23 protein-coding genes are annotated in these 21220 nt (G+C 33.0%); 4 read left to right on the forward strand and 19 right to left on the reverse strand.

All coding sequences use genetic code 11. The features are described 5' to 3' along the window. Nucleotides 1-4: 4 nt before the first annotated feature. From rplV to rpsL, 10 genes are all read right to left on the reverse strand, one after another. Nucleotides 5-415, reverse strand: a complete 411-nt coding sequence (rplV, locus tag ABD766_RS11800) for a 50S ribosomal protein L22 (RefSeq protein ID WP_298119769.1) — start codon at nt 413-415, stop codon at nt 5-7. A gap of 6 nt (nt 416-421) precedes the next feature. Then, nucleotides 422-700 carry a 30S ribosomal protein S19 gene (gene rpsS, locus ABD766_RS11805; RefSeq protein ID WP_007136562.1) on the reverse strand — a complete coding sequence of 93 codons (279 nt, stop codon included), beginning with the start codon at nt 698-700 and terminating at the stop codon, nt 422-424. A 10-nt stretch (nt 701-710) separates the two neighbouring features. Beyond that, entirely contained in the window at nt 711-1535 is an 825-nt protein-coding gene (rplB, locus tag ABD766_RS11810; RefSeq protein WP_344816878.1) for a 50S ribosomal protein L2, read from the reverse strand. 9 nt (nt 1536-1544) lie between these two features. Then, the gene (rplW, locus tag ABD766_RS11815) at nt 1545-1835 is read right to left on the reverse strand and encodes a 50S ribosomal protein L23 (RefSeq protein ID WP_290835169.1); all 291 of its coding nucleotides are present in this window, start codon (nt 1833-1835) and stop codon (nt 1545-1547) included. A gap of 6 nt (nt 1836-1841) precedes the next feature. Further along, nucleotides 1842-2471 carry a 50S ribosomal protein L4 gene (rplD, locus tag ABD766_RS11820; RefSeq protein WP_344816932.1) on the reverse strand — a complete coding sequence of 210 codons (630 nt, stop codon included), beginning with the start codon at nt 2469-2471 and terminating at the stop codon, nt 1842-1844. Continuing rightward, nucleotides 2471-3088 carry a 50S ribosomal protein L3 gene (gene rplC, locus ABD766_RS11825; protein WP_344816879.1) on the reverse strand — a complete coding sequence of 206 codons (618 nt, stop codon included), beginning with the start codon at nt 3086-3088 and terminating at the stop codon, nt 2471-2473. The genes rplD and rplC overlap by 1 nt, the downstream gene beginning before the upstream one ends. Before the next feature lie 166 nt (nt 3089-3254). Beyond that, nucleotides 3255-3560, reverse strand: coding sequence for a 30S ribosomal protein S10 (gene rpsJ, locus ABD766_RS11830; protein WP_274782155.1), 306 nt, complete (start codon nt 3558-3560; stop codon nt 3255-3257). An 11-nt stretch (nt 3561-3571) separates the two neighbouring features. Then, nucleotides 3572-5728 carry an elongation factor G gene (fusA, locus tag ABD766_RS11835; protein WP_298306649.1) on the reverse strand — a complete coding sequence of 719 codons (2157 nt, stop codon included), beginning with the start codon at nt 5726-5728 and terminating at the stop codon, nt 3572-3574. A gap of 11 nt (nt 5729-5739) precedes the next feature. Next, nucleotides 5740-6216, reverse strand: a complete 477-nt coding sequence (rpsG, locus tag ABD766_RS11840; protein WP_344816880.1) for a 30S ribosomal protein S7 — start codon at nt 6214-6216, stop codon at nt 5740-5742. Nucleotides 6217-6241: 25 nt separating this feature from the next. Further along, nucleotides 6242-6625: a 30S ribosomal protein S12 gene (rpsL, locus tag ABD766_RS11845; protein WP_007136570.1), complete on the reverse strand. Its 384-nt coding sequence runs from the start codon at nt 6623-6625 to the stop codon at nt 6242-6244. Nucleotides 6626-6921: 296 nt separating this feature from the next. Between rpsL and ABD766_RS11850 the strand changes: the two genes are divergently transcribed. Both ABD766_RS11850 and rlmB read left to right on the forward strand, forming a co-directional pair. Beyond that, the gene (locus ABD766_RS11850; protein ID WP_344816881.1) at nt 6922-8586 is read left to right on the forward strand and encodes a BamA/TamA family outer membrane protein; all 1665 of its coding nucleotides are present in this window, start codon (nt 6922-6924) and stop codon (nt 8584-8586) included. 53 nt (nt 8587-8639) lie between these two features. After that, nucleotides 8640-9374: a 23S rRNA (guanosine(2251)-2'-O)-methyltransferase RlmB gene (rlmB, locus tag ABD766_RS11855; protein WP_344816882.1), complete on the forward strand. Its 735-nt coding sequence runs from the start codon at nt 8640-8642 to the stop codon at nt 9372-9374. Between the two features lie 125 nt (nt 9375-9499). Here rlmB and ABD766_RS11860 read toward each other — a convergent pair whose 3' ends face one another. Then, entirely contained in the window at nt 9500-10282 is a 783-nt protein-coding gene (locus tag ABD766_RS11860) for a rhomboid family intramembrane serine protease (protein WP_344816883.1), read from the reverse strand. Nucleotides 10283-10486: 204 nt separating this feature from the next. Between ABD766_RS11860 and ABD766_RS11865 the strand changes: the two genes are divergently transcribed. Beyond that, the gene (locus ABD766_RS11865) at nt 10487-11764 is read left to right on the forward strand and encodes a replication-associated recombination protein A (RefSeq protein ID WP_344816884.1); all 1278 of its coding nucleotides are present in this window, start codon (nt 10487-10489) and stop codon (nt 11762-11764) included. A 67-nt stretch (nt 11765-11831) separates the two neighbouring features. On the opposite strand, the gene ABD766_RS11870 is transcribed toward ABD766_RS11865, so the two are convergent. From ABD766_RS11870 to radC, 5 genes are read right to left on the reverse strand one after another with little or no spacing between them, the layout of a single operon-like run. Next, nucleotides 11832-12521: a YjjG family noncanonical pyrimidine nucleotidase gene (locus ABD766_RS11870; RefSeq protein ID WP_344816885.1), complete on the reverse strand. Its 690-nt coding sequence runs from the start codon at nt 12519-12521 to the stop codon at nt 11832-11834. Continuing rightward, nucleotides 12522-13004: a hypothetical protein gene (locus tag ABD766_RS11875; RefSeq protein WP_344816886.1), complete on the reverse strand. Its 483-nt coding sequence runs from the start codon at nt 13002-13004 to the stop codon at nt 12522-12524. Further along, on the reverse strand, nt 12997-14253 hold the full coding sequence (locus ABD766_RS11880) for an ABC transporter permease (RefSeq protein ID WP_344816887.1): 1257 nt from the start codon (nt 14251-14253) through the stop codon (nt 12997-12999). Before ABD766_RS11880 ends, ABD766_RS11875 begins: the two co-directional genes overlap by 8 nt. A 1-nt stretch (nt 14254) precedes the next feature. Beyond that, nucleotides 14255-14884: an ABC transporter ATP-binding protein gene (locus ABD766_RS11885; protein ID WP_344816888.1), complete on the reverse strand. Its 630-nt coding sequence runs from the start codon at nt 14882-14884 to the stop codon at nt 14255-14257. Nucleotides 14885-14943: 59 nt separating this feature from the next. Further along, nucleotides 14944-15627: a RadC family protein gene (radC, locus tag ABD766_RS11890; RefSeq protein WP_344816889.1), complete on the reverse strand. Its 684-nt coding sequence runs from the start codon at nt 15625-15627 to the stop codon at nt 14944-14946. A gap of 183 nt (nt 15628-15810) precedes the next feature. On the opposite strand from radC, the gene ABD766_RS11895 reads away from it, so the two are divergent. Continuing rightward, nucleotides 15811-16452 (forward strand): DUF1287 domain-containing protein, encoded by a 642-nt coding sequence (locus ABD766_RS11895; protein ID WP_344816890.1) that lies wholly within the window; start codon nt 15811-15813, stop codon nt 16450-16452. A 55-nt stretch (nt 16453-16507) separates the two neighbouring features. On the opposite strand, the gene ABD766_RS11900 is transcribed toward ABD766_RS11895, so the two are convergent. The 3 genes from ABD766_RS11900 to ABD766_RS11910 all read right to left on the reverse strand — a co-directional run bounded on the left by ABD766_RS11900 (nt 16508) and on the right by ABD766_RS11910 (nt 21068). Further along, nucleotides 16508-17863 carry a UDP-N-acetylmuramate--L-alanine ligase gene (locus ABD766_RS11900; RefSeq protein ID WP_344816891.1) on the reverse strand — a complete coding sequence of 452 codons (1356 nt, stop codon included), beginning with the start codon at nt 17861-17863 and terminating at the stop codon, nt 16508-16510. Between the two features lie 69 nt (nt 17864-17932). Further along, complete coding sequence (locus tag ABD766_RS11905) at nt 17933-18622, reverse strand: tetratricopeptide repeat protein (RefSeq protein ID WP_344816892.1); 690 nt, start codon at nt 18620-18622, stop codon at nt 17933-17935. A gap of 295 nt (nt 18623-18917) precedes the next feature. Continuing rightward, on the reverse strand, nt 18918-21068 hold the full coding sequence (locus ABD766_RS11910) for a S46 family peptidase (RefSeq protein WP_344816893.1): 2151 nt from the start codon (nt 21066-21068) through the stop codon (nt 18918-18920). Nucleotides 21069-21220 lie beyond the last annotated feature (152 nt).

Raw genomic sequence — 21220 nt, forward strand, 5'->3', positions numbered from 1 at the left:
TTAATTAATTGCTTTGTGTGTTATCTAATTGCCCTAATACGATTGTAACGTGATTAGAACGTTTTCTAATTCTGTGTGCTCTTCCTTGTGGTGCTGGACGAAGTCTTTTCAACATCATTCCACCGTCAACACGGATTTCTTTTACAAATAAGCCTGCTTCAGCTACATTACCTTCACTATTTTTTTGCTCCCAGTTATTGATTGCAGATAATAATAGTTTTTCTAATTTGCGTGAAGCTTCTTTTGAGCTAAATCTTAATACATTTAAAGCTCTTTCCACTTTCTGACCTCTTACCAAGTCTGCTACTAAGCGCATTTTTCTAGGTGAAGTAGGGCAGTTATTTAATTTAGCAAAAGCTATAGACTTATTAGCCTCTTTTCTTGCGTCTGCTGATTCTCTTTTACGAACTCCCATTGCTTCTTATTTTTTACCTTTATTTTTTGCTCCAGCATGACCTCTAAATGATCTTGTTGGTGAAAACTCTCCTAATTTGTGACCTACCATGTTCTCAGTTACATAAACTGGAACAAATTGACGACCATTGTGTACTGCGATAGTTTGTCCTACGAAATCTGGTGTAATCATTGAAGCTCTAGACCATGTCTTAACAACTCCTTTGTTTCCTCCAGCAATATTTTCTTGAACTTTTTTATCTAATTTGTAGTGTACAAAAGGTCCTTTTTTTAATGAACGTGCCATGTCTATCTAATTATTTCTTTCTGCGTTCAACAATATACTTATTACTCGGGTTAACTTTAGAACGAGTTCTATAACCTTTAGCAGGAAGACCTTTTCTAGAACGTGGGTGACCTCCAGATGAACGTCCTTCACCACCACCCATTGGGTGATCAACAGGGTTCATAGCTACCGGTCTTGTTCTTGGTCTTCTTCCTAACCATCTTGTTCTACCTGCTTTACCAGATACAATTAATTGATGATCAGAATTAGATACTGCTCCAATTGTAGCTGAACAAGTTAACAAGATTAATCTTGTTTCACCTGATGGCATTTTAATTGTAGCATATTTTCCATCTCTTGCCATTAATTGAGCAAAAGTACCTGCGCTTCTAGCGATTGTAGCACCTTGACCAGGACGTAATTCAATACATGAAATTACTGTTCCTAGAGGAATTTTACTTAATGGTAAAGTATTCCCAATTTCAGGAGCTGCACCTTCACCAGATACAACAGTTTGTCCTACTTGTAAACCGTTTTGAGCAACGATATACGTTTTCTCTCCATCAGCATACCATAATAATGCGATAAAAGCAGTTCTGTTTGGATCATACTCAATTGATTTCACTGTAGCCGGAATTCCAACTTTAGTTCTTTTGAAATCAATGATACGATATCTTTGTTTGTGACCACCTCCTGTATAACGCATGGTCATTTTTCCTTGACTATTTCTACCTCCTGAGTTTTTTATCGGTGCGATCAAAGATCTCTCCGGCTTATCAGTTGTAATGGCGTCAAAACCATTAACAACTCTAAATCGCTGACCCGGGGTAATAGGTTTTAATTTTCTTACTGACATCTTAATTTATTAGATATTGTTGTAAAAATCTATTGTTTCTCCTTCTTGTACTTGAACAATTGCTTTTTTATAAGCATTTGACTTTCCACTTATCAAACCACTTTTAGTGTATTTAGTAGTTCTATCTGGTCTAACATTCATTGTATTAACACTAACAACTGATACTCCATAAGTAGCTTCAACAGCTTTCTTAATTTGTACTTTATTAGCTTTTTTATCTACAACGAAACCAAAACGATTGAAAACCTCACCATCTTTGGTGATTTTTTCTGTAATAATAGGTTTAACTATGATACTCATGGCTTGTTATTTACTTAAATTTTCTTCAATTCCTTCTAAAGAACCCTCTAAAAGAACTAAATTATTAGCATTTAAAATAGCATAAGTACTTAACTCAGAGTTAGTTACAACGCTAGATGCTTTTAAATTGCGTGACGACAAATATACATTTTTATTTGACTCACCCAACACTATTAGAGATTTTTTATTTTCTAACCCTAAGGCTTTCAAAACACTAATGAATTTTTTAGTATTTGGAGTTTCAAAATTAAAATCTTCTACTACGATTAAATTTGACTCTTTAGCTTTCAAAGAGAAGGCAGATTTTCTTGCCAATCTTTTCAAACTTTTATTCAATTTAAAAGAATAACTTCTTGGTCTAGGTCCGAAGATAGTTCCTCCTCCTTTGAAAACTGGAGATTTTTTACTACCTGCACGAGCTGTACCAGTACCTTTTTGTTTTTTAATCTTACGAGTAGAACCTGCAACTTCAGCTCTTTCTTTAGCTTTGTGCGTTCCTTGTCTTTGATTAGCAAGATATTGCTTTACATCAAGATATACTGCGTGATTATTTGGCTCAATTGCGAAAACTGAATCAGAAAGTTGAACTTTTCTTCCAGTTTCTTTTCCGTTGATGTCTAATACTTTTACTTCCATTACTTCTGAATGATTACATAAGAGTTTTTGCATCCAGGAATAGCTCCTTTAACAACAAGTAGGTTCTTTTCAGCAACTACTTTCAAAACTCTAAGATTTTGTACTTTTACATTTTCACCACCCATTCTTCCAGCCATACGCATTCCTTTGAATACACGTGATGGATAAGAAGATGCTCCTACAGAACCTGGCGCTCTTAAACGGTTATGTTGACCATGTGTAGCTTGTCCAACACCACCAAAACCGTGACGCTTTACAACACCTTGAAAACCTTTACCTTTAGAAACACCCTGTACATCAACAAATTCTCCTTCGCTGAATACCTCAACAGTGACATTGTCACCTAATTTAAACTCACCTTCAAACCCTTGGAATTCAACGACTTTCTTTTTAGCAGAAGTACCAGCTTTTTTAAAGTGACCTAAGTCAGCTTTAGTAGCATGTTTTTCTGTTTTGTCATCGAAACCAAGTTGAAGAGCTTCATACCCGTCAACCTCATTGGTTCTGACTTGGGTAACGACACAAGGTCCAGCTTCGATTACTGTACAAGGAATGTTCTTCCCGTTTTCGTCGAAAATGCTAGTCATGCCGATTTTTCTTCCAATTAACCCAGACATATTAAACAATTTATTAATTAATTAATTTTGAGAACGATACATACCGCCTCTTTTGAGGGTGCAAATATACAACTAATATTGCAACCACCAAATATTATTTTAAAGTTTAAAAAAACCGCTAAGTAAGTGCTACTTTAGCGGTTTTATTTTTCAAATCTTACTCAGATTAAACTTTAATTTCTACTTCAACACCACTTGGTAACTCTAATTTCATTAGAGCATCAATAGTTTTTGAAGATGAAGAGTAAATATCTAATAATCTTTTGTATGACATTACTTCAAACTGCTCTCTCGATTTTTTATTAACGTGAGGAGAACGTAATACAGTAAATATTTTTTTGTGAGTTGGTAACGGAATTGGACCTGTTACAACAGCACCTGTGCTTTTCACAGTTTTTACGATTTTCTCAGCTGATTTATCAACCAACATGTGATCGTAAGATTTTAATTTTATTCTAATTTTTTGACTCATCTTGTTAAAAATTAAGCGTTACCTTTTGCTTTTTTGATAACTTCTTCTGAAATATTAGAAGGAGTTTGTTCATAATGTGAAAATTCCATTGTAGAAGTTGCTCTACCTGAAGATAATGTTCTTAATGTTGTAACATATCCAAACATTTCTGATAAAGGCACATTAGCTTTGATAGTTTTAGCTCCATTTCTGTCACCCATATCATTTACTTGACCTCTACGACGGTTAATATCACCAACGATATCTCCCATGTTTTCTTCTGGAGTAATTACTTCCATTTTCATAATTGGCTCAAGGATAACAGCACCTGCAGCTTTCGCTACTTCTTTGTATCCCATTTTAGCTGCTAATTCAAAAGAAAGTGCATCAGAATCTACTGGGTGGAAAGATCCATCCAATAAGGTTACTTTTAAACTATCTACTTGATATCCAGCTAATGGACCAGTTTTCATTGCTTCTCTAAAACCTTTCTCTACAGAAGGAATATATTCTTTAGGAACGTTTCCACCTTTAACTTCGTTAACGAATTGTAACCCTACAGGTACTTTTCCATCAACTTCATCTGCAGGCTCAAGTCTAAATACGATATCTCCGAATTTACCACGACCTCCAGATTGTTTTTTGTAAGTCTCTCTGTGTTGAGCAGATTTTGTGAAAGCTTCTTTGTATTCTACTTGAGGTTCACCTTGGTTAACTTCAACTTTGAATTCACGTTTCATACGATCTACAAGAATGTCTAAGTGCAACTCACCCATACCTGAGATAATAGTTTGACCTGAAGCCTCATCTGTTCTTACAGTAAACGTTGGATCCTCTTCAGCTAATTTAGCTAAAGCCATACCCATTTTATCAACGTCTGCTTTAGTTTTTGGTTCAATAGCAATACCAATTACAGGCGCAGGGAATTTCATTGACTCAAGAATAATTGGGTGTTTTTCATCACACATTGTATCTCCAGTCTTGATATCTTTAAATCCAACTGCCGCACCAATATCTCCAGCCTCGATAAAATCGATTGGGTTTTGTTTGTTAGCATGCATTTGGTAAATACGAGAAATTCTTTCTTTGTTTCCAGAACGAGTATTTAAGATATAAGAACCTGCATCTAAACGACCTGAATATGCACGGAAGAAAGCTAAACGACCAACATAAGGGTCAGTAGCAATTTTAAATGCAAGAGCAGCGAACGGCTCTTTTACATCAGGACGACGTAAGATTTTAGTTTGATCTTCTTCTAATAAATCAGCATCATCAGGGTGAATACCTTGAATACCTTCTTTATCTAAAGGAGATGGTAAATATTTACAAACAGCATCTAACATGAATTGAACTCCTTTGTTTTTGAAAGAAGAACCCGCAATCATAGGAATGATAGCCATGTCCATAGTAGCTGCACGTAAAGCATTATTTATTTCTTCTTCTGTGATAGAATCTGGATCTTCCATATATTTATCAAGCAGATTTTCATCATAATCAGCAACTGCTTCAATAAGTATATCTCTATATTGCTTAACTTCAGCAACCATATCAGCTGGTATATCAATTATATCAAAAGTTGCACCTTGAGTTGCATCATGCCATACAATTGCTTGATTTTTTACTAAATCAACTACACCTCTAAAATCATTCTCTTCACCAATTGGTAAAGTGATTGCAACTGCATTTGATTTTAGCATATCTCTTACTTGTTGACAAACTGCCAAAAAGTTAGATCCTTGACGGTCCATTTTATTAACAAATCCCATACGTGGAACTCTATATTGATCAGCAAGTCTCCAGTTAGTTTCTGATTGTGGCTCAACACCATCAACAGCAGAAAACAAGAAAACTAAACCATCAAGTACACGTAAAGAACGGTTTACCTCTACAGTAAAGTCAACGTGTCCAGGAGTATCAATAATATTGAAGTGATAAGGTTGTGATTCTGGCAATAATTTCCCTTGTTCTGTTGGAAAATTCCACTCACAAGTTGTAGCAGCAGAAGTAATTGTAATACCTCTTTCTTGCTCTTGTGCCATCCAGTCCATTGTTGCAGCACCATCGTGCACCTCACCAATTTTATGTGATTTACCAGTGTAAAATAATATACGCTCAGTTGTTGTTGTTTTACCAGCATCAATGTGAGCTGCAATACCAATATTTCTCGTGAATTTTAAATCTCTAGCCATTTCTGTATGTATTAAAATCTAAAGTGTGAGAATGCTTTGTTTGCTTCAGCCATTTTGTGAGTATCCATTCTCTTTTTAACAGCAGCACCTTCTTCTTTAGCAGCAGCTAAAATTTCAGAAGCTAGTTTTTGAGCCATAGATTTCTCATTTCTTCTACGAGCATAAAGAAGCATCCACTTCATTGCCATAGAAATTTTTCTATCTGGTCTGATTTGCATTGGAATTTGAAATGTAGCTCCACCAACTCTACGACTACGTACTTCTACGTGAGGCATAACGTTAGTTAAAGCATCTTTCCATACTTCTAATGCTGATTTTTCGTCATTGTTTTTCTTTGCTTCTACGATGTCAATTGCATCATAAAATACTTTAAAAGCTGTAGATTTTTTACCATCCCACATTAAGTTGTTTACAAAACGTGTTACCAATTGGTCATTAAACCTTGGATCTGGTAAAAGAGGTCTTTTCTTTGCTGCTCTTTTTCTCATGTCTTTTCTTTTTGAGTTTTAAAAATTACTTTTTCGCCTCTTTTGGACGTTTTGCACCATACTTAGATCTACGTTGCGTTCTTCCTGCTACACCTGAGGTATCAAGCGCACCACGAACGATGTGGTATCTAACTCCTGGTAAATCTTTTACTCTTCCGCCTCTCACTAATACTATCGAGTGCTCTTGTAAATTGTGTCCTTCACCTGGGATGTAAGCATTCACTTCATTTCCATTAGTCAAACGTACACGCGCAACTTTACGCATTGCAGAGTTTGGTTTTTTTGGAGTAGTAGTGTAAACACGCGTACAAACACCTCTTCTTTGAGGACAAGAATCTAAAGCAACCGATTTACTCTTCTTAGTGATTTGAGTTCTTCCTGTTCTTACTAATTGTTGAATTGTTGGCATAATTAAATACTAATTTTTCTTTTATTTATTAATTCCCCACTTTTTAGGGGTTGCAAATGTAGTAATTATTTTTAATAAAAAAAATCATAATTCATTAATTTTCAATAACATTTCTTTACTAATGAAAATTTATATTAAACTCTGAAATTTTACGTTATTTTTACAACGGCAACAAATATTAGAACGGCTAGCTCTATAGCCCTGATGCAAGGGAAAATCCTTTTTTGTAAAAAAAGATTTGGAAAGGCAGCAGGAATAAGGATTACAAATAAAACCCAAGTCATTCGCTTCTTAAAATGAAACAACTAATTTTAATTTTCATATTTCTATTTTCCCTAAATAGTTTTGGGCAAAATAGGTATTTGAAGATTATTGGTAAAAATGACAAGCAAACTAAAATTATCGATTCTGTAGGTTATTCTAAATCTTTTAGTAATGCAAAAGGTGTTGTTGATGAAACAAAATTATTTTCGGAAAAGTTGTTGAAAGTAGGTTTTTTAGAACAAGAAATTATTGAAAGTAAAAAGGAAAATGACAGCACTTTTTTATACCTATATAATATAGGTGAAAAAACTAATTTTATACATATATACATAGGTAAAGATTATGCCGTTAAAAATTGGGGTATTTATGAAGTTAAAAATGACACTTTGAAATTGCCTTTTGTTGAAAGCGAAGCCTTTTTGAATTCGACTTTGAAACAATTAGAAACAAAAGGTTTTTCGATGGCTAAAGTGAAATTTCTGAATATTAAAAATAAAAACGGTCTTGTTACCGCCGACTTGAATGTAAAAACGGAACAAAAGCGTCAATTGAATGATATTGTAATTAATGGAAATGACAAATTTCCGGAAGGTCATAAGAAAAATCTAAAACGACTATATAAAAAAAGAGTTTTCAATCAGCAGAATTTAGAAAAACTTTATAAAGACATTGAGCAATATCGATTTGTAAAGCAAACTAAATATCCTGAGATTTTGTTTACCAAAGATTCCACAAAAGTTTATGTTTATTTGGAAAAAGCAAAAGCGAATAACTTTGATGGTTTTATTGGTTTTTCTAACGATGAAAATTCTAAAGTTATTTTTAATGGTTATTTGGATTTGACTTTGAATAACATTTTAAATTCAGGTGAAAAAATAGCTTTGTATTGGAAAAGCAATGGTGAAGATCAAAAAACGTTTAATCTAGGTTTGGAACTTCCTTATATTTTCAAAAGTCCGATTGGATTGAAAGCACAACTGAATATTTTCAAACAAGACAGTACCTTTCAAAATACACAAACTTCAATCGATTTGGGTTATTATTTTAATTACAATACTAGATTGTATTTAGGTTATCAATCGGCTGAATCAAGTGATATTAAAAATGTAAACACCTCTACTATTAGTGACTTTGAAAACCAATTTATCACATCTACTTTTGAGTTTGTCGATTTTAAACAAGATGATTTTCTGTTTCCTGAAAAAAGTAATTATAGTTTGAAAATTGGAACAGGAAAACGCGAGTCTAAATTTAAAAGTAATTCACAGTTTTTTGGAAGTTTGAATTTGAAACACAATTTGTATCTCAACAATAAAAATGTCGTCAATTTAAAAACTCAGAATTTCTATTTGCAAAGTGATGACTATATTATTAATGAATTGCATCGTTTTGGCGGTATCAATTCGATTCGAGGTTTTAATGAGAATAGTTTGCAAGGCAACATCTTCTCCTCTATTTTGACTGAATATCGCTATATACTTTCGCCAAATATTTATGTGCATTCAATAATTGATTATGGTTATTTTCAAGACAAGACTACTGATTCAACAGGCAATCTTCTTGGACTTGGTTTCGGATTTGGATTGTTTACAAAAAACGGACTTTTCAATTTGATTTACGCCAACGGAAGTACCAACGAACAAGCCATAAAACTTTCTAATTCTATTGTTCATATTAGTTTGAAAGCTACCTTTTAAACTCTTACTCATTTAAACTTTTAAACCTTCTTAAAAAAGTTTACCTTTGCGCCATGGAAAAAGAAAACCAAATCTTCGGAATTAGAGCAATTATAGAAGCTATAAATGCAGGAAAAGAAATCGATAAAGTATTCGTTCAAAGCGATGCTCAAAGCGAATTGATGCAGGAATTGATGAAAGCTATGAAAAAAAATAGCATCAATTTCTCTTATGTTCCTGTAGAAAAATTAAACCGATTAACTCCAAATAATCACCAAGGTGCGGTGGCAACCATTGCTCCTATTTCGTTTGTAAAACTAGAAACTCTTGTTGACAGCGTTGTAGAAAGCGGAAAAATGCCTTTGTTTTTAATCCTTGACCAATTGAGCGATGCTAGAAATTTTGGTGCAATAATTAGAACTGCCGAGTGTACTGGTGTTGACGGAATTATTGTTCAAAAAACTGGTTCAGCACCTGTGAATGGTGATACTGTAAAAACTTCAGCTGGAGCGGTTTTTAATGTGCCAATTTGTAAAGTAGATCACATTAAAGACGCGATTTTCTATCTTCAAGGAAGCGGAATCAAAACAGTTGCCGCAACCGAAAAAACCGAAGATAGTATTTACGATATTTCATTAAACGAACCAGTTGCTATCATCATGGGAAGCGAAGACAGAGGAATTAATCCATCGGTTTTGAAAATTGTTGATGCTAAAGGAAAACTACCTATGTTCGGAACTATTGGTTCGCTAAATGTTTCTGTGGCTTGTGGAGCATTTTTGTATGAGACAGTTCGCCAAAGACAATAACAATTTTATTAGAAGCGAATGGCTTGGGCTTTATTTACAAACCATTTTCCCGCTATACATTACAATCTCGTCTCGTTCCAAAAAACGAGACGAGATTTTCATTCCTATCGGGGCTAAAAAGCAAACTATTCGTCTACTTGATCTTCATCCTTACTCTCCTTAAAAACATAAACATATTGAATTGGTTCTGAAAGAATTTCTTCATACTCAACCATTAGTTCTTCAGGTTTTGGTGGATTTACAAAGTTGCCGTTTTCATCAAATCGTTTCATGAAGGCATCTTCTTGCGGATTGAAATCAGGTTTTTCCCATTCGTATTGAATGTCTTTTACGTAATCGGGTGTTTTGAATCTTACAGCAAAAACAAATCCTGTTAGTAATCCAGCTAAATGTCCTTCCCACGAAATTTTGTGGTCTACATCTGGAAAAACATACCATATCATTCCGCCATATAAAACAACAACAGCAAGTGATAACGCCATCAATCGATAATATTTGGTCATCATTCCTTTAAAGAAAATGAAGGAAACCAAAACATAAATTAATCCGCTGGCGCCAATGTGATAGGATTCGCGACCAATAATCCAAGTGATTATACCTGAAAATAGTATTCCGTACACCAAAACTTTTAGTGAAACTTCTCTGTAAAAATAAATTAGCGCGGTTGTCAAAATAAAAAGCGGCAACGAATTATTGGCAATATGACTCAAATCACCATGCAAAAACGGACTAAAAATTACACCTTGCAATCCTGAGAAAGTTCTTGGTAGAATTCCGTGTTTACCTAAATCAATATTAAAAGAATTTTCTACATAAAATACAAACCAAATCACTACCAACAAAAACGTTGGAACAATCCAAGTTGATGGTGAAAATTTAAAATGATTTATTTCGTTGTTGTGTCTCATAGTGACAATTGATTTATCAAAAATACAACCAATAATTATTTAATGCTATTTTGTCAGCATTTGATTTTTTCTTCCTTAAATGTTAGCCACAGATTCACAAATTTTTTAAAATTATTTATAATCTGTGAATCTGTGGCAAAAAAATCCAAGCAATATTTATGAAAATCTGAAAAAAATTCAGATTGAAATATGTAATTTTACCACATGGAAGCACCTTTAGCCGAACGCATTCGTCCGCAGAAATTAGAAGATTATATTAGTCAGTTGCATTTGGTTGGACCGAATGGTTCGTTGACGCAACAGATTGCTCGTGGCGTTATTCCGTCAATGATTTTTTGGGGTTCGCCAGGAACTGGAAAAACAACTTTGGCGCAGATAATTGCTAAACAAAGTAATCGTCCGTTTTATGAATTGAGTGCGATAAATAGTGGTGTAAAAGACATTCGCGATGTTATTGAAAAAGCGAAACAAAGTGGCGGATTATTCACGGCGAAAAATCCAATTTTGTTTATTGATGAGATTCATCGTTTTAGTAAATCGCAACAAGATTCACTTTTGGCAGCTGTAGAAAAAGGTTGGGTAACATTGATTGGAGCGACAACTGAAAATCCGAGTTTTGAAGTGATTCCTGCATTATTGTCACGTTGTCAGGTTTATGTTTTAAATCCGTTTTCGAAGGAAGATTTATTAGCGCTTTTGGAACGAGCAATGAAATTAGACACTATAATTTCTTCCAAAAAAATAAAAATCAAAGAATCGGAAGCGTTGTTGCGACTTTCTGGTGGTGATGGACGCAAACTATTAAATATTTTTGAATTGGTTGTAAACGCAAGCCCTGAAGGTCAAATTACAATTACCAATGAAAAAGTTTTGGAATTAGTACAACAAAACACAGTTCTTTATGACAAAACTGGCGAACAACATTATGATATTGTTTCGGCTTTTATAAAATCTATTCGTGGAAGCGACCCAAATGGTGCTGTTTATTGGTTGGCTCGAATGATTGAAGGTGGCGAAGATGTAAAATTTATAGCCAGAAGAATGTTGATTTTATCAAGTGAAGATATTGGAAATGCTAATCCAACTGCTTTTATCATGGCAAACAATACGTTTCAAGCCGTTTCTTCAATTGGTTATCCTGAAAGCAGAATTATCTTGAGTCAGTGTGCGGTTTATTTGGCAACTTCTCCAAAAAGTAATGCAAGTTATATGGCAATTGGCGAAGCGCAAGCTGTTGTAAAACAAACTGGAGATTTACCAGTTCCAATTCATTTGCGAAATGCTCCAACCAAATTAATGAAGGAATTAGGTTATGGTGATGAATACCAATATTCTCACAATTACGCAAATAATTTTAGCGAACAAGAATATTTACCTGATGCTATTAAGGAAACAAAATTCTACAATCCTGGAAATAATTCCAGAGAAAATGGAACGAGAGAATTTTTAAAAAATCGTTGGAAAGATAAATACAATTATTAGTGACTACTAAATAGTGATTAGTAATTAGTGATTAGCATATAGTTTGGAATTTTAATTTTTTTTTTAATTACAAGTAATTTTTTAATTCTAATAAGTGATTCACTTGTCTGATATGAGAAGGAATTTCAATTTTACTTTCGTTAAAAAATATGGCATCAATTCCAAAATCTAATGCTCCTTTAACATCAGCATCTATACAGTCACCAATCATAATACTATTTTGTTTATTAGCATTTGCCTTTGATAAAGCATACTCAAATATCTTAGGATTTGGTTTTTTTACACCAGCCATTTCCGAATTGGTTACAGAAATAAAATAATCTGAAATTCCTGAATTATTTAATTTTTTATATTGAACTTCTGCAAAACCATTGGTTATTATATGCAACTTATATTTAAGATTGAGATAGTCTAAAACTTCTTTTGCGCCATCAAATAACATGTTATTTTCTGGTAAATAGGTTATATAATCAACCGACATTTGATTAATATCTTCATCAGAAATTGAATAGTTTAGCGCATCAAACGAATCTTTCAATCTTTTGTAACGTAGCTCCTCGTGAGAAATTTTATCAACTTGATACAATTTCCAACACGCTTGATTGATTGGCGCGTAGATTTCTACAAACGATTTTGTATCCACTTTTGGGTGATTTTCTTTAAATATTTTATCAAATGCCAATTCAGAATTTTTATCAAAATCCCAAAGTGTATGATCTAAATCAAAGAAAATATCGGTAATTTTATTTTGAAACATCTAATTTCCTTTAACAATTACAGCGTTATCTAAATTATAAATCCAATCGTCAGCATCATCTTCATTGTATCTAAAAGTTCCTTCAATGGTAACATATTGATCAGTTTTCAACTTTGGAGTTGCTCCTTTGAAATTTAACCCAACAATAGATTCTGGCCCTGATTTTCCACAAAAAAAACAAGAAGCAAAAACATTTTTGCTTAAAGCATAACTTTTATTATCAATTGGCACAATAAATCCTGAAATGAAGATTTTCTTTTTACCTCTTAATTTAACTTTTTCATTTACAACTGGAAATTGAACCTCACCATACTTAGGATGATTTTTCTTTACATATTTGATTTCTCCCAAAACTTTCCACGTTAAGGTATCACCTTTAATTAAAAAATTGGTTTTCTCGATTTGAATTTTATCTGAAGTTGTAAAACTCAAACAAAAAACTGCTACTACTAAACCTAGAATTATTTTTAATGAATTACGCATTTGCTAATGTTTTTGAAATATTTAATTGATATGCTTTTATTGCCGGAATTAAAGCCGCAATTATTCCTACTATTAATGTTGCAACTAACAACATTGTTTCTTTTTGCCAAACAATTTCAATTGGATTAAAAGTCATTTTGAAATCATCCTCGGCTGAATTTGATATAAATCCTAATGCGAATCTACCAAAAATTGTTCCAAATAAAAATCCGACGAAACATAAAATCAAACTTTCTATCATAATTAAAGATAATAATTGCAATCTACTTGCACCATTGATTCTCATCAAAGCAAATTCATATTTTCGCTCTTTCAATCGATTATAAAGTGCAATAAATATAGATATTCCGGAAATTAACATTATTGCATAAGCTAAATATTCTAAAGCTTTTAAACCAATTCCAAACAAACTAAACAACCTATTAATTTCAATTGCTGGTGAAGCGGCTTGCATTTTGGTATTTTGAGCAATAATTCTTGGCCACATTACAATACCCATTTTATTTCTAAATTTCAACAAAACTGCTGTGATTTCCATATTTGGCTCGTTCAAAGTCATGTCTAAATGCACGTGTTCATGTTCATTGTGAATATGTCCCTCTTCTCCATGTGCAGGATTTTCAGTTTCTTCCTCATGTGTTCCATGCATTTGCCAAACACTTGGAATATTGCACAAAATCAAATTATCGATTACAGTTCCGGTTGGAGAGGCAATACCTGAAATTTTATAAGCGTAATAGTCATGCACTTCACCTTCTTCAGCATCTCCATGGGAACCGAAAAAAGTATCTCCTACTTTTAAAGTCAATTTTTGAGCGACTTCACTTCCTACAACAACTTCAAAGTTTTTATCAAATAGTTTACCTTTTGCAATTTTGGCCTTGTATTTATCTAGATAATCTGAATTGGTTCCAACGATTTTAAAACCGCGGTAATTATCACCAAAAGCTAGTGGAATTGCTTTTTCAATAAACGGATGATTCATCCAAACTTTGGCAGAATCATTACTAATATTTCCTGTTGGATTATCTATATGATACACTGATGAAAGTATTAATTGCATCGGACTTCCTTGCGCACCAAGAACTAAATCGACTCCATCAATATTACTTGAGAATTTTTCTTCAAATTGTTTTTGCAATAAAATCAAAACCGTAATTATTGCCACACTTGAAGCTAATAATATGATACTTAAAAGTGTGTTTAATGGTTTGAACCAAATGTTTCTCCAAGCTAATTTTGCTATCATATTAATTGAGATTTATTTGGTTAGAAAACTTGTTTTTTAATCGAGAATCGTGAGTTACAATTACCAATGCTGCTCTATATTCTTTGGATAATTTTTCTAATAATTCGGCAACTTTAAAAGCATTTTCATCATCTAAACTCGATGTTGGTTCGTCTGCCAAAAGTAATTTTGGTTCATTTATTAAAGCTCTTGCAATAGAAACTCTTTGTTGTTGACCAATACTCAATTGAGAAGGTAATTTGTTTTTTTGATTTTCTAAATCTAATTCAGATAATAATTTTTCAGCTTTTGCAATGGCTTTTTTTCCTGTTGCCAACCACGAAGCTAAAACTACATTTTCTAGAACTGTCATTGATGCTATAAAATGAGATTGTTGCAAAATCAAACCAATATTCTTTCCTCTAAACTGATCCAACTGTTTTTCAGAAAGCGAAATAATATCAATATTTTCGATAATAATCTCACCATCTTTTGGACGTAATAATCCTGCCAAAAGATGCAGTAAAGTAGTTTTTCCTTTCCCTGAATTTCCTGTAATCAAAAGTACCTTTGAAGCGTCACAACTCAATTCTGGAAAAGTAAATTGCGTATCTTTATTGTAGAAAAAAGTTAGATTTTTTGTTTGTAGCATTATGAAAAAAATATGTTGCAAGTTACTCAAACAAAATCATTTATTTTCTTACTATTTTCTTAAAATATGCCTTCGTCTTGAAAGCTATAATAACCTGTTTCAGTAACAATGATATGATCTAAAACATATATATCTAATTGCTTACCTGCCATTTTTAACTTTTGAGTAATTTCTTTGTCGGCATCACTTGCAACTAATTTTCCTGATGGATGATTATGAGTTAAAATAATGGAGGTTGCATTTTGTTCAAAAGCCGTTTTAAAAACAATTCTACTATCGACTACCGTTCCTGTAATTCCACCTTTTGAAAGTTGAGCTTTGTGAATGACTTTATTAGAATTATTCAAATATAAAATCCAAAATTCTTCATGAGGTAATTCGCCAATTATGGGTTGCATAATTTCGAAAACGGCTTTGCTTGAGGTTATTTTTTTAAGCTCCTCTGCATCTTCGGTTCGTCTTCTTCTTCCTAATTCTAATGCTGCGGCGATAGTGATTGCTTTTGCTTCACCAATTCCTTTGAATTCGGTAAGTTTTTGGATTGATAATTTTCCGAGTTGATTTAAATTATTATCGACAGAAAATAAAATGCGTTGACAAAGTTGCACTGCGCTTTCATTTCTAGAGCCGGAACCAATTAAAATAGCAAGTAATTCGGAATCTGATAAGGAAGATTTTCCTTTTAGTAGAAATTTTTCTCTTGGGCGATCGTCTTCAGCCCATTGATTGATAGGTGTGTACATAATTATTTTGGCGTTTATAAATCACAAAGAACTATATTTTTTTAAAGAGTTCAAAATAAAATGATTAGAATTTTCGTTTGAATAAAAAACAATTCATGAAATCGCCCTAAACTCGTGTTTGCGAATGCAAACACCTATGAAAATAGCGATACATATGCACCAATAATAAAATAATATTTACATATGAAACTACCTTTAATTCTTCTTGTGATTTTATTTTCTTTTGGATGCAAAAAAGCTGAAAAAAATAATTTGAAAACTGAAAAAATTTCAGTTGCAACGATTGAAAATCCTTCTACTTTTGAAGAAAAATTATCGAATGCTGCAATTTCAATTATTGATGAAAATGTAGTTTACACTCCAAATTATGTTTCTTTAAAATATCCAAATGGAGATGTTCCTGCCAAAACTGGAGTTTGTTCAGACGTTGTAATTCGTGCCTACCGAAAACTTGGAATTGATTTGCAAAAAGAAGTTCACGAAGATATGAAAGCCAACTTTTCGAAATATCCAACCAAATGGGGTTTAAAAAAAACAGATACTAATATTGATCATAGAAGAGTTCCGAATCTTGAAGTGTTTTTTGAACGAAAAGGCAAAAAATTAGAAGTTTCAAATAATCCAAACGATTATAAAACAGGCGAAATTGTAACTTGGATGATTAATGGAAAACTACCTCATATTGGAATTGTAACTAACAAAAAATCATCTGACGGAAAACGACCTTTATTAGTTCACAATATTGGAGGCGGACAGGTTTTGGAAGATTGTTTGTTTAGTTATGATATTGTTGGACATTATAAATATGTCAATGTGAAAATATAATAATATTCAATTACTACATTTTCACATTGACATATTAATTCATTTCTACATTATTTTACTTCATCAACTCCTTCACTTCATCAAAATTCAATCCTCCATAATTACCTGAACTCATTAACAATAAAGCGGAGTTATCAAAGTTTTGACTGAATAAGAAATTCTTAAAATCGGCTGGATTTGTATAAATTATTAAATCTTCTCTTTGAAATGATTGTGCAATTTGATCGTAAGTTACTTCTTCTAGTTGCTTGATTTTTACAGCATCTGGAGAATAGAAAACTACGGCAACATCCGCTGCGTCTAGTGCGCCTTGATATTCCTTTAGAAATTCTGCGTTTAAACTACTATAAGTATGTAATTCTAAACATGCAATCAAAGTTCTATCTGGATATTGATTCTTAACTGCTTTTGTAGTTGCTGAAACCTTACTTGGTGAATGAGCAAAATCTTTGTAAGCTACTTTTCCTTTCCCTTCAGCAATTTTTTCTAGACGTTTACTTGCTCCTTTAAAACTGGCAATGGCTTCGTAGAAATCGACTTCATCAACACCCATATTTTGGCAAATCCATTTTGCTCCTGCTAGATTGTTTAAATTGTGTGCTCCAAAAACTTCAATTGGCATTGGTCCTTCTGGTGTATCAAGCAAAGTCGTTCCGTCTTCAACCGTGTAACTTGGTGTTTGATATGCAATTTTTCTTATTGGATTTTCAGAATTTTCGGCTACTTTTTTAACGGTTTCGTCTTCTTCATTGTAAACAAGAATTCCACCTTTTGTAATTTGATTTACAAATATTTCAAATTGCTCTACATAATTTTCAAAGGTTGGAAACACATTAATATGATCCCAAGCAATTCCGGAAAGCAAAGCAATATTAGGCTGATACAAATGAAATTTTGGTCGTCTGTCTATTGGTGAAGATAAATATTCATCACCTTCTAGGACAATAAAATCGTTAGTCTCTGTAAGATGAACCATCGTATCAAATCCTTCTAACTGAGCTCCAACCATATAATCAACTTCGATATTATGATAATGCATTACGTGCAAAATCATTGAAGTTATGGTCGTTTTTCCATGTGAACCACCAATTACAACTCTTGTCTTATTTTTAGATTGCTCGTATAAAAATTCAGGATAAGAATAGATTTTCAATCCTAATTCTTTAGCTTTTAGCAACTCTGGATTGTCTGCTTTTGCGTGCATTCCTAAAATGATAGCTTCAATATCTTGAGTGATTTTTTCTGGAAACCAACCCATTTCAATAGGCAATAAACCTTTTTTTTCTAAACGTGATTTTGATGGCTCAAAAATAGCGTCGTCGCTTCCTGTAACTTGATATCCTTTATTGTGTAATGCTAGTGCTAAATTGTGCATGGCTGCACCGCCAATGGCTATGAAATGTGTACGCATTTGAAATTCCAATTATTAAAATTCCAAATCCCAAACCTATAATTATTCGAATTTGGAATTTGAGTTTTGTTATTTTTTATCGAATTGTTCTTTTAACTTTGTTGCTTTCGCTTTATCTTTAATTTTATTCAAATATAAATTATATAATTTTTGAAAAGTGGTTTTTGAATTGCCAATTTCGTGTGCTTTTATATAATTTGCTTCTGCTTTTTTATAACGATTGAAATATTCGTCGATGTAACCTTTGGAAAGGTAGCCATCTACTTTAGAAAGTTCCATTAATTCGTTAGAATATTTTACAGCTTTAGATTCGCTTCCGCCAACAATTCCTGGTAATTCTATGTAAAGCATCACTAATGCCCAACGTGAATCTATGTGTTTTACATCTAATTTTGCAGCAGTAAGAAAGGCATTTTCTACATCATCTATCATTCCTAATGCCTTGAATTTATTGACTGATTTAGCTTTCATTCCGAGAGCTCCACCATATTTGTACCAATAATTGGCTGTTTTAGGAAACTGAGTTTTTAAAACTTTATATTGTTTGATGGCTTCGTCCCATTTTTTTTGATGTCCAGCAATATCGCCAAGATATTCAACTGTTTTGTAGTGATTTGGATTGGATTTTAAATAACTTTCAAAAAGAGTTTTGGCTTGATCGTACTTTTCTTGTTTGTAGAGTTTTTCTGCTTTTTCAAAATCAGTTTCTGCCATCATATTGAAGGAAATTAGAAGAAATAAAAAAGGTAGAAATTTCATGGGTTGTTATTATTTTTCAAAAATAAGAAAAGTTATGTATTAAAGATGAATGTGTTTTAAAGAACTTAACATTTGTTCGATACAATTGCTACCTAGCCCTTGATTGCAGTTACTGCCATGCAGTGCAAAAAGCAGGAATATGGACACCAAAAATTCCCGAGCCATTCGCTCCCAAATTAACTGAATGAGAATCTGAAACAAGTTCAGATAAAAAAAACTCCGAACTAATTGCTTAATTCGGAGTTACTATTTTACGATTATTTCGTAATTCGTATTTTGTACTTCGTACTTTGATTTATCTTACCAAAGTCATTTCGTCAACGATGTGTTTAGCACCTGAGAAATTTTCAATTACCCAAAGAACATAACGAATATCTACGTTGATGGTTCTTTGTAGTTTGTTATCAAAGATTACGTCACCAGCCATAGCCTCGATGTTTCCGTCGAAAGCTAGTCCGATTAATTCTCCTTTTCCGTTAAGAACTGGCGAACCTGAGTTTCCTCCTGTGATATCATTATCTGTTAAGAAATTCACGTGAAGCGAACCGTCTTTATCTGCATAACGACCGAAATCTTTGTTTTTGTTCATTTCTAAAACACGAGCTGGTAAATCAAATTCTTGATCTCCTTTTTTGTATTTTTTAACTTGACCTGCAAGTGTTGTATAATTATTTATTGTTGCATCATTTCTTTTGTCTGCAGGAAGCGAACGAACTTTTCCGTAAGTTAAACGTAAAGTAGAGTTAGCGTCTGGATATTTGATAGCCCCAATTTTAGATTCTCTCAAACCTTCAACCAATAAACGGAAAGAAGCAGCATAATCATTTTGAGCTTTAGCTAATTCATCTGATCTTTTTCCAAAATGAGCAACCATATCATTTGATAATGCATATAAAGGATCACTTGCTAACATAGCTTCACTTGGTAAATCTAAGAAAGCTTTAATTCTATCAACTGAGGTAAAAATACTTAAATCGAAAGCAGCATTTACATATTTAGTAAAATCATTATTATTAGCATCACCAATTTGTTTTACCATCGGCGCAATGTCATAACCTATTGATTTAGTTGCGTATGTTTTCAATTGAGCTGCAAGAATATCTTTTTCTGCAGGAATGTGTAATTCTTTAAACATTTCTGTAGCCATCTCAGTGATTTGAGGTGCCATTGTAGCACGTTTAGCAGCATCTGCTTTAACGTAATTATCTAATTGTCTTCCTAAACTTCTTCCGATAGTTCCAAAAGATGATGTTCTGAATAATTGTTGCAAGTAGTTATCATGACGAGATTTCTCATTCGTCATAGCATAATATTTATTAATAGTTGAAACTACGTTTCCGTATTTAGCTTTGTTAGCTGCTTTGTTAGCCCATTTATCAAACTTAGCTTCTTGAGCTGCTTTAGATTTTGCTGTTCCAAATTTTGACAAAGCATCAATCATTCCTTGACGGTTTTTCCAGTAATTAGCAGTTGAAGCATATTTTGAAGCGTATACAAGATTCAAAGCATCACTTTGGTTCATGTATTTTTTCATTCCATCCATACCAGTTTTTGCTCCTTCAACCCATGCAGGATATGCAAATTTTACATTTTGCTCAATTCCAGCTGCTGGCATCCAACGGTTGGTTCTTCCTGGATATCCAAGAATCATTGCAAAGTCATTTTCTTTAACACCACCTAAATTAACAGGTAAGTAATGTTTTGGTTTTAATGGAACGTTATTTTCAGAATATTCTGCTGGAGAACCATCTGCATTAGCATAAACTCTAAACATAGAGAAATCTGCCGTATGACGTGGCCATTCCCAGTTGTCCGTATCACCACCAAATTTTCCTAAACTTTCTGGTGGAGTTCCAACTAAACGAACGTCTTTATAATCTTGGTAAACAAAATAGTAGTATTCATTTCCTTGAAAAAATGGACGAACAGAAACCGTATATTTTCCGCCTTCGTTATTTTCTTTTTCAATTTTAGCAATTTCAGCGTTAATCGCTTTTTCTCTATCAGCTTCACTCATAGAAGGATTTACAACTGCTAAAATTCTTTTAGTACAGTCATCCATTCTAACGAAAAAACGAACGTATAAGCTAGATGGTTTAATCTCTGCTTTTCTGTTGGCAGCCCAGTAACCATCTTTCAAATAATTTTTCTCAGCACTTGATAATTCTGCAATTGCGTCATAACCACAGTGGTGATTTGTTAAAACTAAACCATCTTTAGAGATGATTTCTGCAGTACAACCTCCGTTGAATTGTACAATAGCATCTTTCAAACTATGATTGTTGATGCTGTAGATTTCTTCGGCTGTCAATTGCAAGCCCATTTTTTGCATATCGCGGTGATTTAAACGTTCGATGAACATTAAAAACCACATTCCTTCGTCAGCCTTAACACTTGTTGGAACAAGCATAATGGCAGCAATTAAGGATAATAAAATTTTCTTCATAATTGAAAATATAAAAGGTTAATTGTTTTTTAGCTAATAGTCTATTTAAAATGCAATTTGTTACACTTTGAATTGAATATTGCAGAATTTTAGTGTTGCGAAATTACGGTTTTTTAAGGATTATTTAAATTTTAAGGTCGAAAACCTGAATT

It is taken from the genome of Flavobacterium cheonanense (genome assembly GCF_039539185.1).
GTDB lineage: Bacteria > Bacteroidota > Bacteroidia > Flavobacteriales > Flavobacteriaceae > Flavobacterium > Flavobacterium cheonanense.

Excerpts from the sequence above, each read along its gene's own strand:
- rplV (WP_298119769.1), bottom strand. The coding sequence starts at position 415 with ATGGGAGTTCGTAAAAGAGAATCAGCAGACGCAAGAAAAGAGGCTAAT.
- rpsS (WP_007136562.1), bottom strand. The coding sequence starts at position 700 with ATGGCACGTTCATTAAAAAAAGGACCTTTTGTACACTACAAATTAGAT.
- rplB (WP_344816878.1), bottom strand. The coding sequence starts at position 1,535 with ATGTCAGTAAGAAAATTAAAACCTATTACCCCGGGTCAGCGATTTAGA.
- rplW (WP_290835169.1), bottom strand. The coding sequence starts at position 1,835 with ATGAGTATCATAGTTAAACCTATTATTACAGAAAAAATCACCAAAGAT.
- rplD (WP_344816932.1), bottom strand. The coding sequence starts at position 2,471 with ATGGAAGTAAAAGTATTAGACATCAACGGAAAAGAAACTGGAAGAAAA.
- rplC (WP_344816879.1), bottom strand. The coding sequence starts at position 3,088 with ATGTCTGGGTTAATTGGAAGAAAAATCGGCATGACTAGCATTTTCGAC.
- rpsJ (WP_274782155.1), bottom strand. The coding sequence starts at position 3,560 with ATGAGTCAAAAAATTAGAATAAAATTAAAATCTTACGATCACATGTTG.
- fusA (WP_298306649.1), bottom strand. The coding sequence starts at position 5,728 with ATGGCTAGAGATTTAAAATTCACGAGAAATATTGGTATTGCAGCTCAC.
- rpsG (WP_344816880.1), bottom strand. The coding sequence starts at position 6,216 with ATGAGAAAAAGAGCAGCAAAGAAAAGACCTCTTTTACCAGATCCAAGG.
- rpsL (WP_007136570.1), bottom strand. The coding sequence starts at position 6,625 with ATGCCAACAATTCAACAATTAGTAAGAACAGGAAGAACTCAAATCACT.
- ABD766_RS11850 (WP_344816881.1), top strand. The coding sequence starts at position 6,922 with ATGAAACAACTAATTTTAATTTTCATATTTCTATTTTCCCTAAATAGT.
- rlmB (WP_344816882.1), top strand. The coding sequence starts at position 8,640 with ATGGAAAAAGAAAACCAAATCTTCGGAATTAGAGCAATTATAGAAGCT.
- ABD766_RS11860 (WP_344816883.1), bottom strand. The coding sequence starts at position 10,282 with ATGAGACACAACAACGAAATAAATCATTTTAAATTTTCACCATCAACT.
- ABD766_RS11865 (WP_344816884.1), top strand. The coding sequence starts at position 10,487 with ATGGAAGCACCTTTAGCCGAACGCATTCGTCCGCAGAAATTAGAAGAT.
- ABD766_RS11870 (WP_344816885.1), bottom strand. The coding sequence starts at position 12,521 with ATGTTTCAAAATAAAATTACCGATATTTTCTTTGATTTAGATCATACA.
- ABD766_RS11875 (WP_344816886.1), bottom strand. The coding sequence starts at position 13,004 with ATGCGTAATTCATTAAAAATAATTCTAGGTTTAGTAGTAGCAGTTTTT.
- ABD766_RS11880 (WP_344816887.1), bottom strand. The coding sequence starts at position 14,253 with ATGATAGCAAAATTAGCTTGGAGAAACATTTGGTTCAAACCATTAAAC.
- ABD766_RS11885 (WP_344816888.1), bottom strand. The coding sequence starts at position 14,884 with ATGCTACAAACAAAAAATCTAACTTTTTTCTACAATAAAGATACGCAA.
- radC (WP_344816889.1), bottom strand. The coding sequence starts at position 15,627 with ATGTACACACCTATCAATCAATGGGCTGAAGACGATCGCCCAAGAGAA.
- ABD766_RS11895 (WP_344816890.1), top strand. The coding sequence starts at position 15,811 with ATGAAACTACCTTTAATTCTTCTTGTGATTTTATTTTCTTTTGGATGC.
- ABD766_RS11900 (WP_344816891.1), bottom strand. The coding sequence starts at position 17,863 with ATGCGTACACATTTCATAGCCATTGGCGGTGCAGCCATGCACAATTTA.
- ABD766_RS11905 (WP_344816892.1), bottom strand. The coding sequence starts at position 18,622 with ATGAAATTTCTACCTTTTTTATTTCTTCTAATTTCCTTCAATATGATG.
- ABD766_RS11910 (WP_344816893.1), bottom strand. The coding sequence starts at position 21,068 with ATGAAGAAAATTTTATTATCCTTAATTGCTGCCATTATGCTTGTTCCA.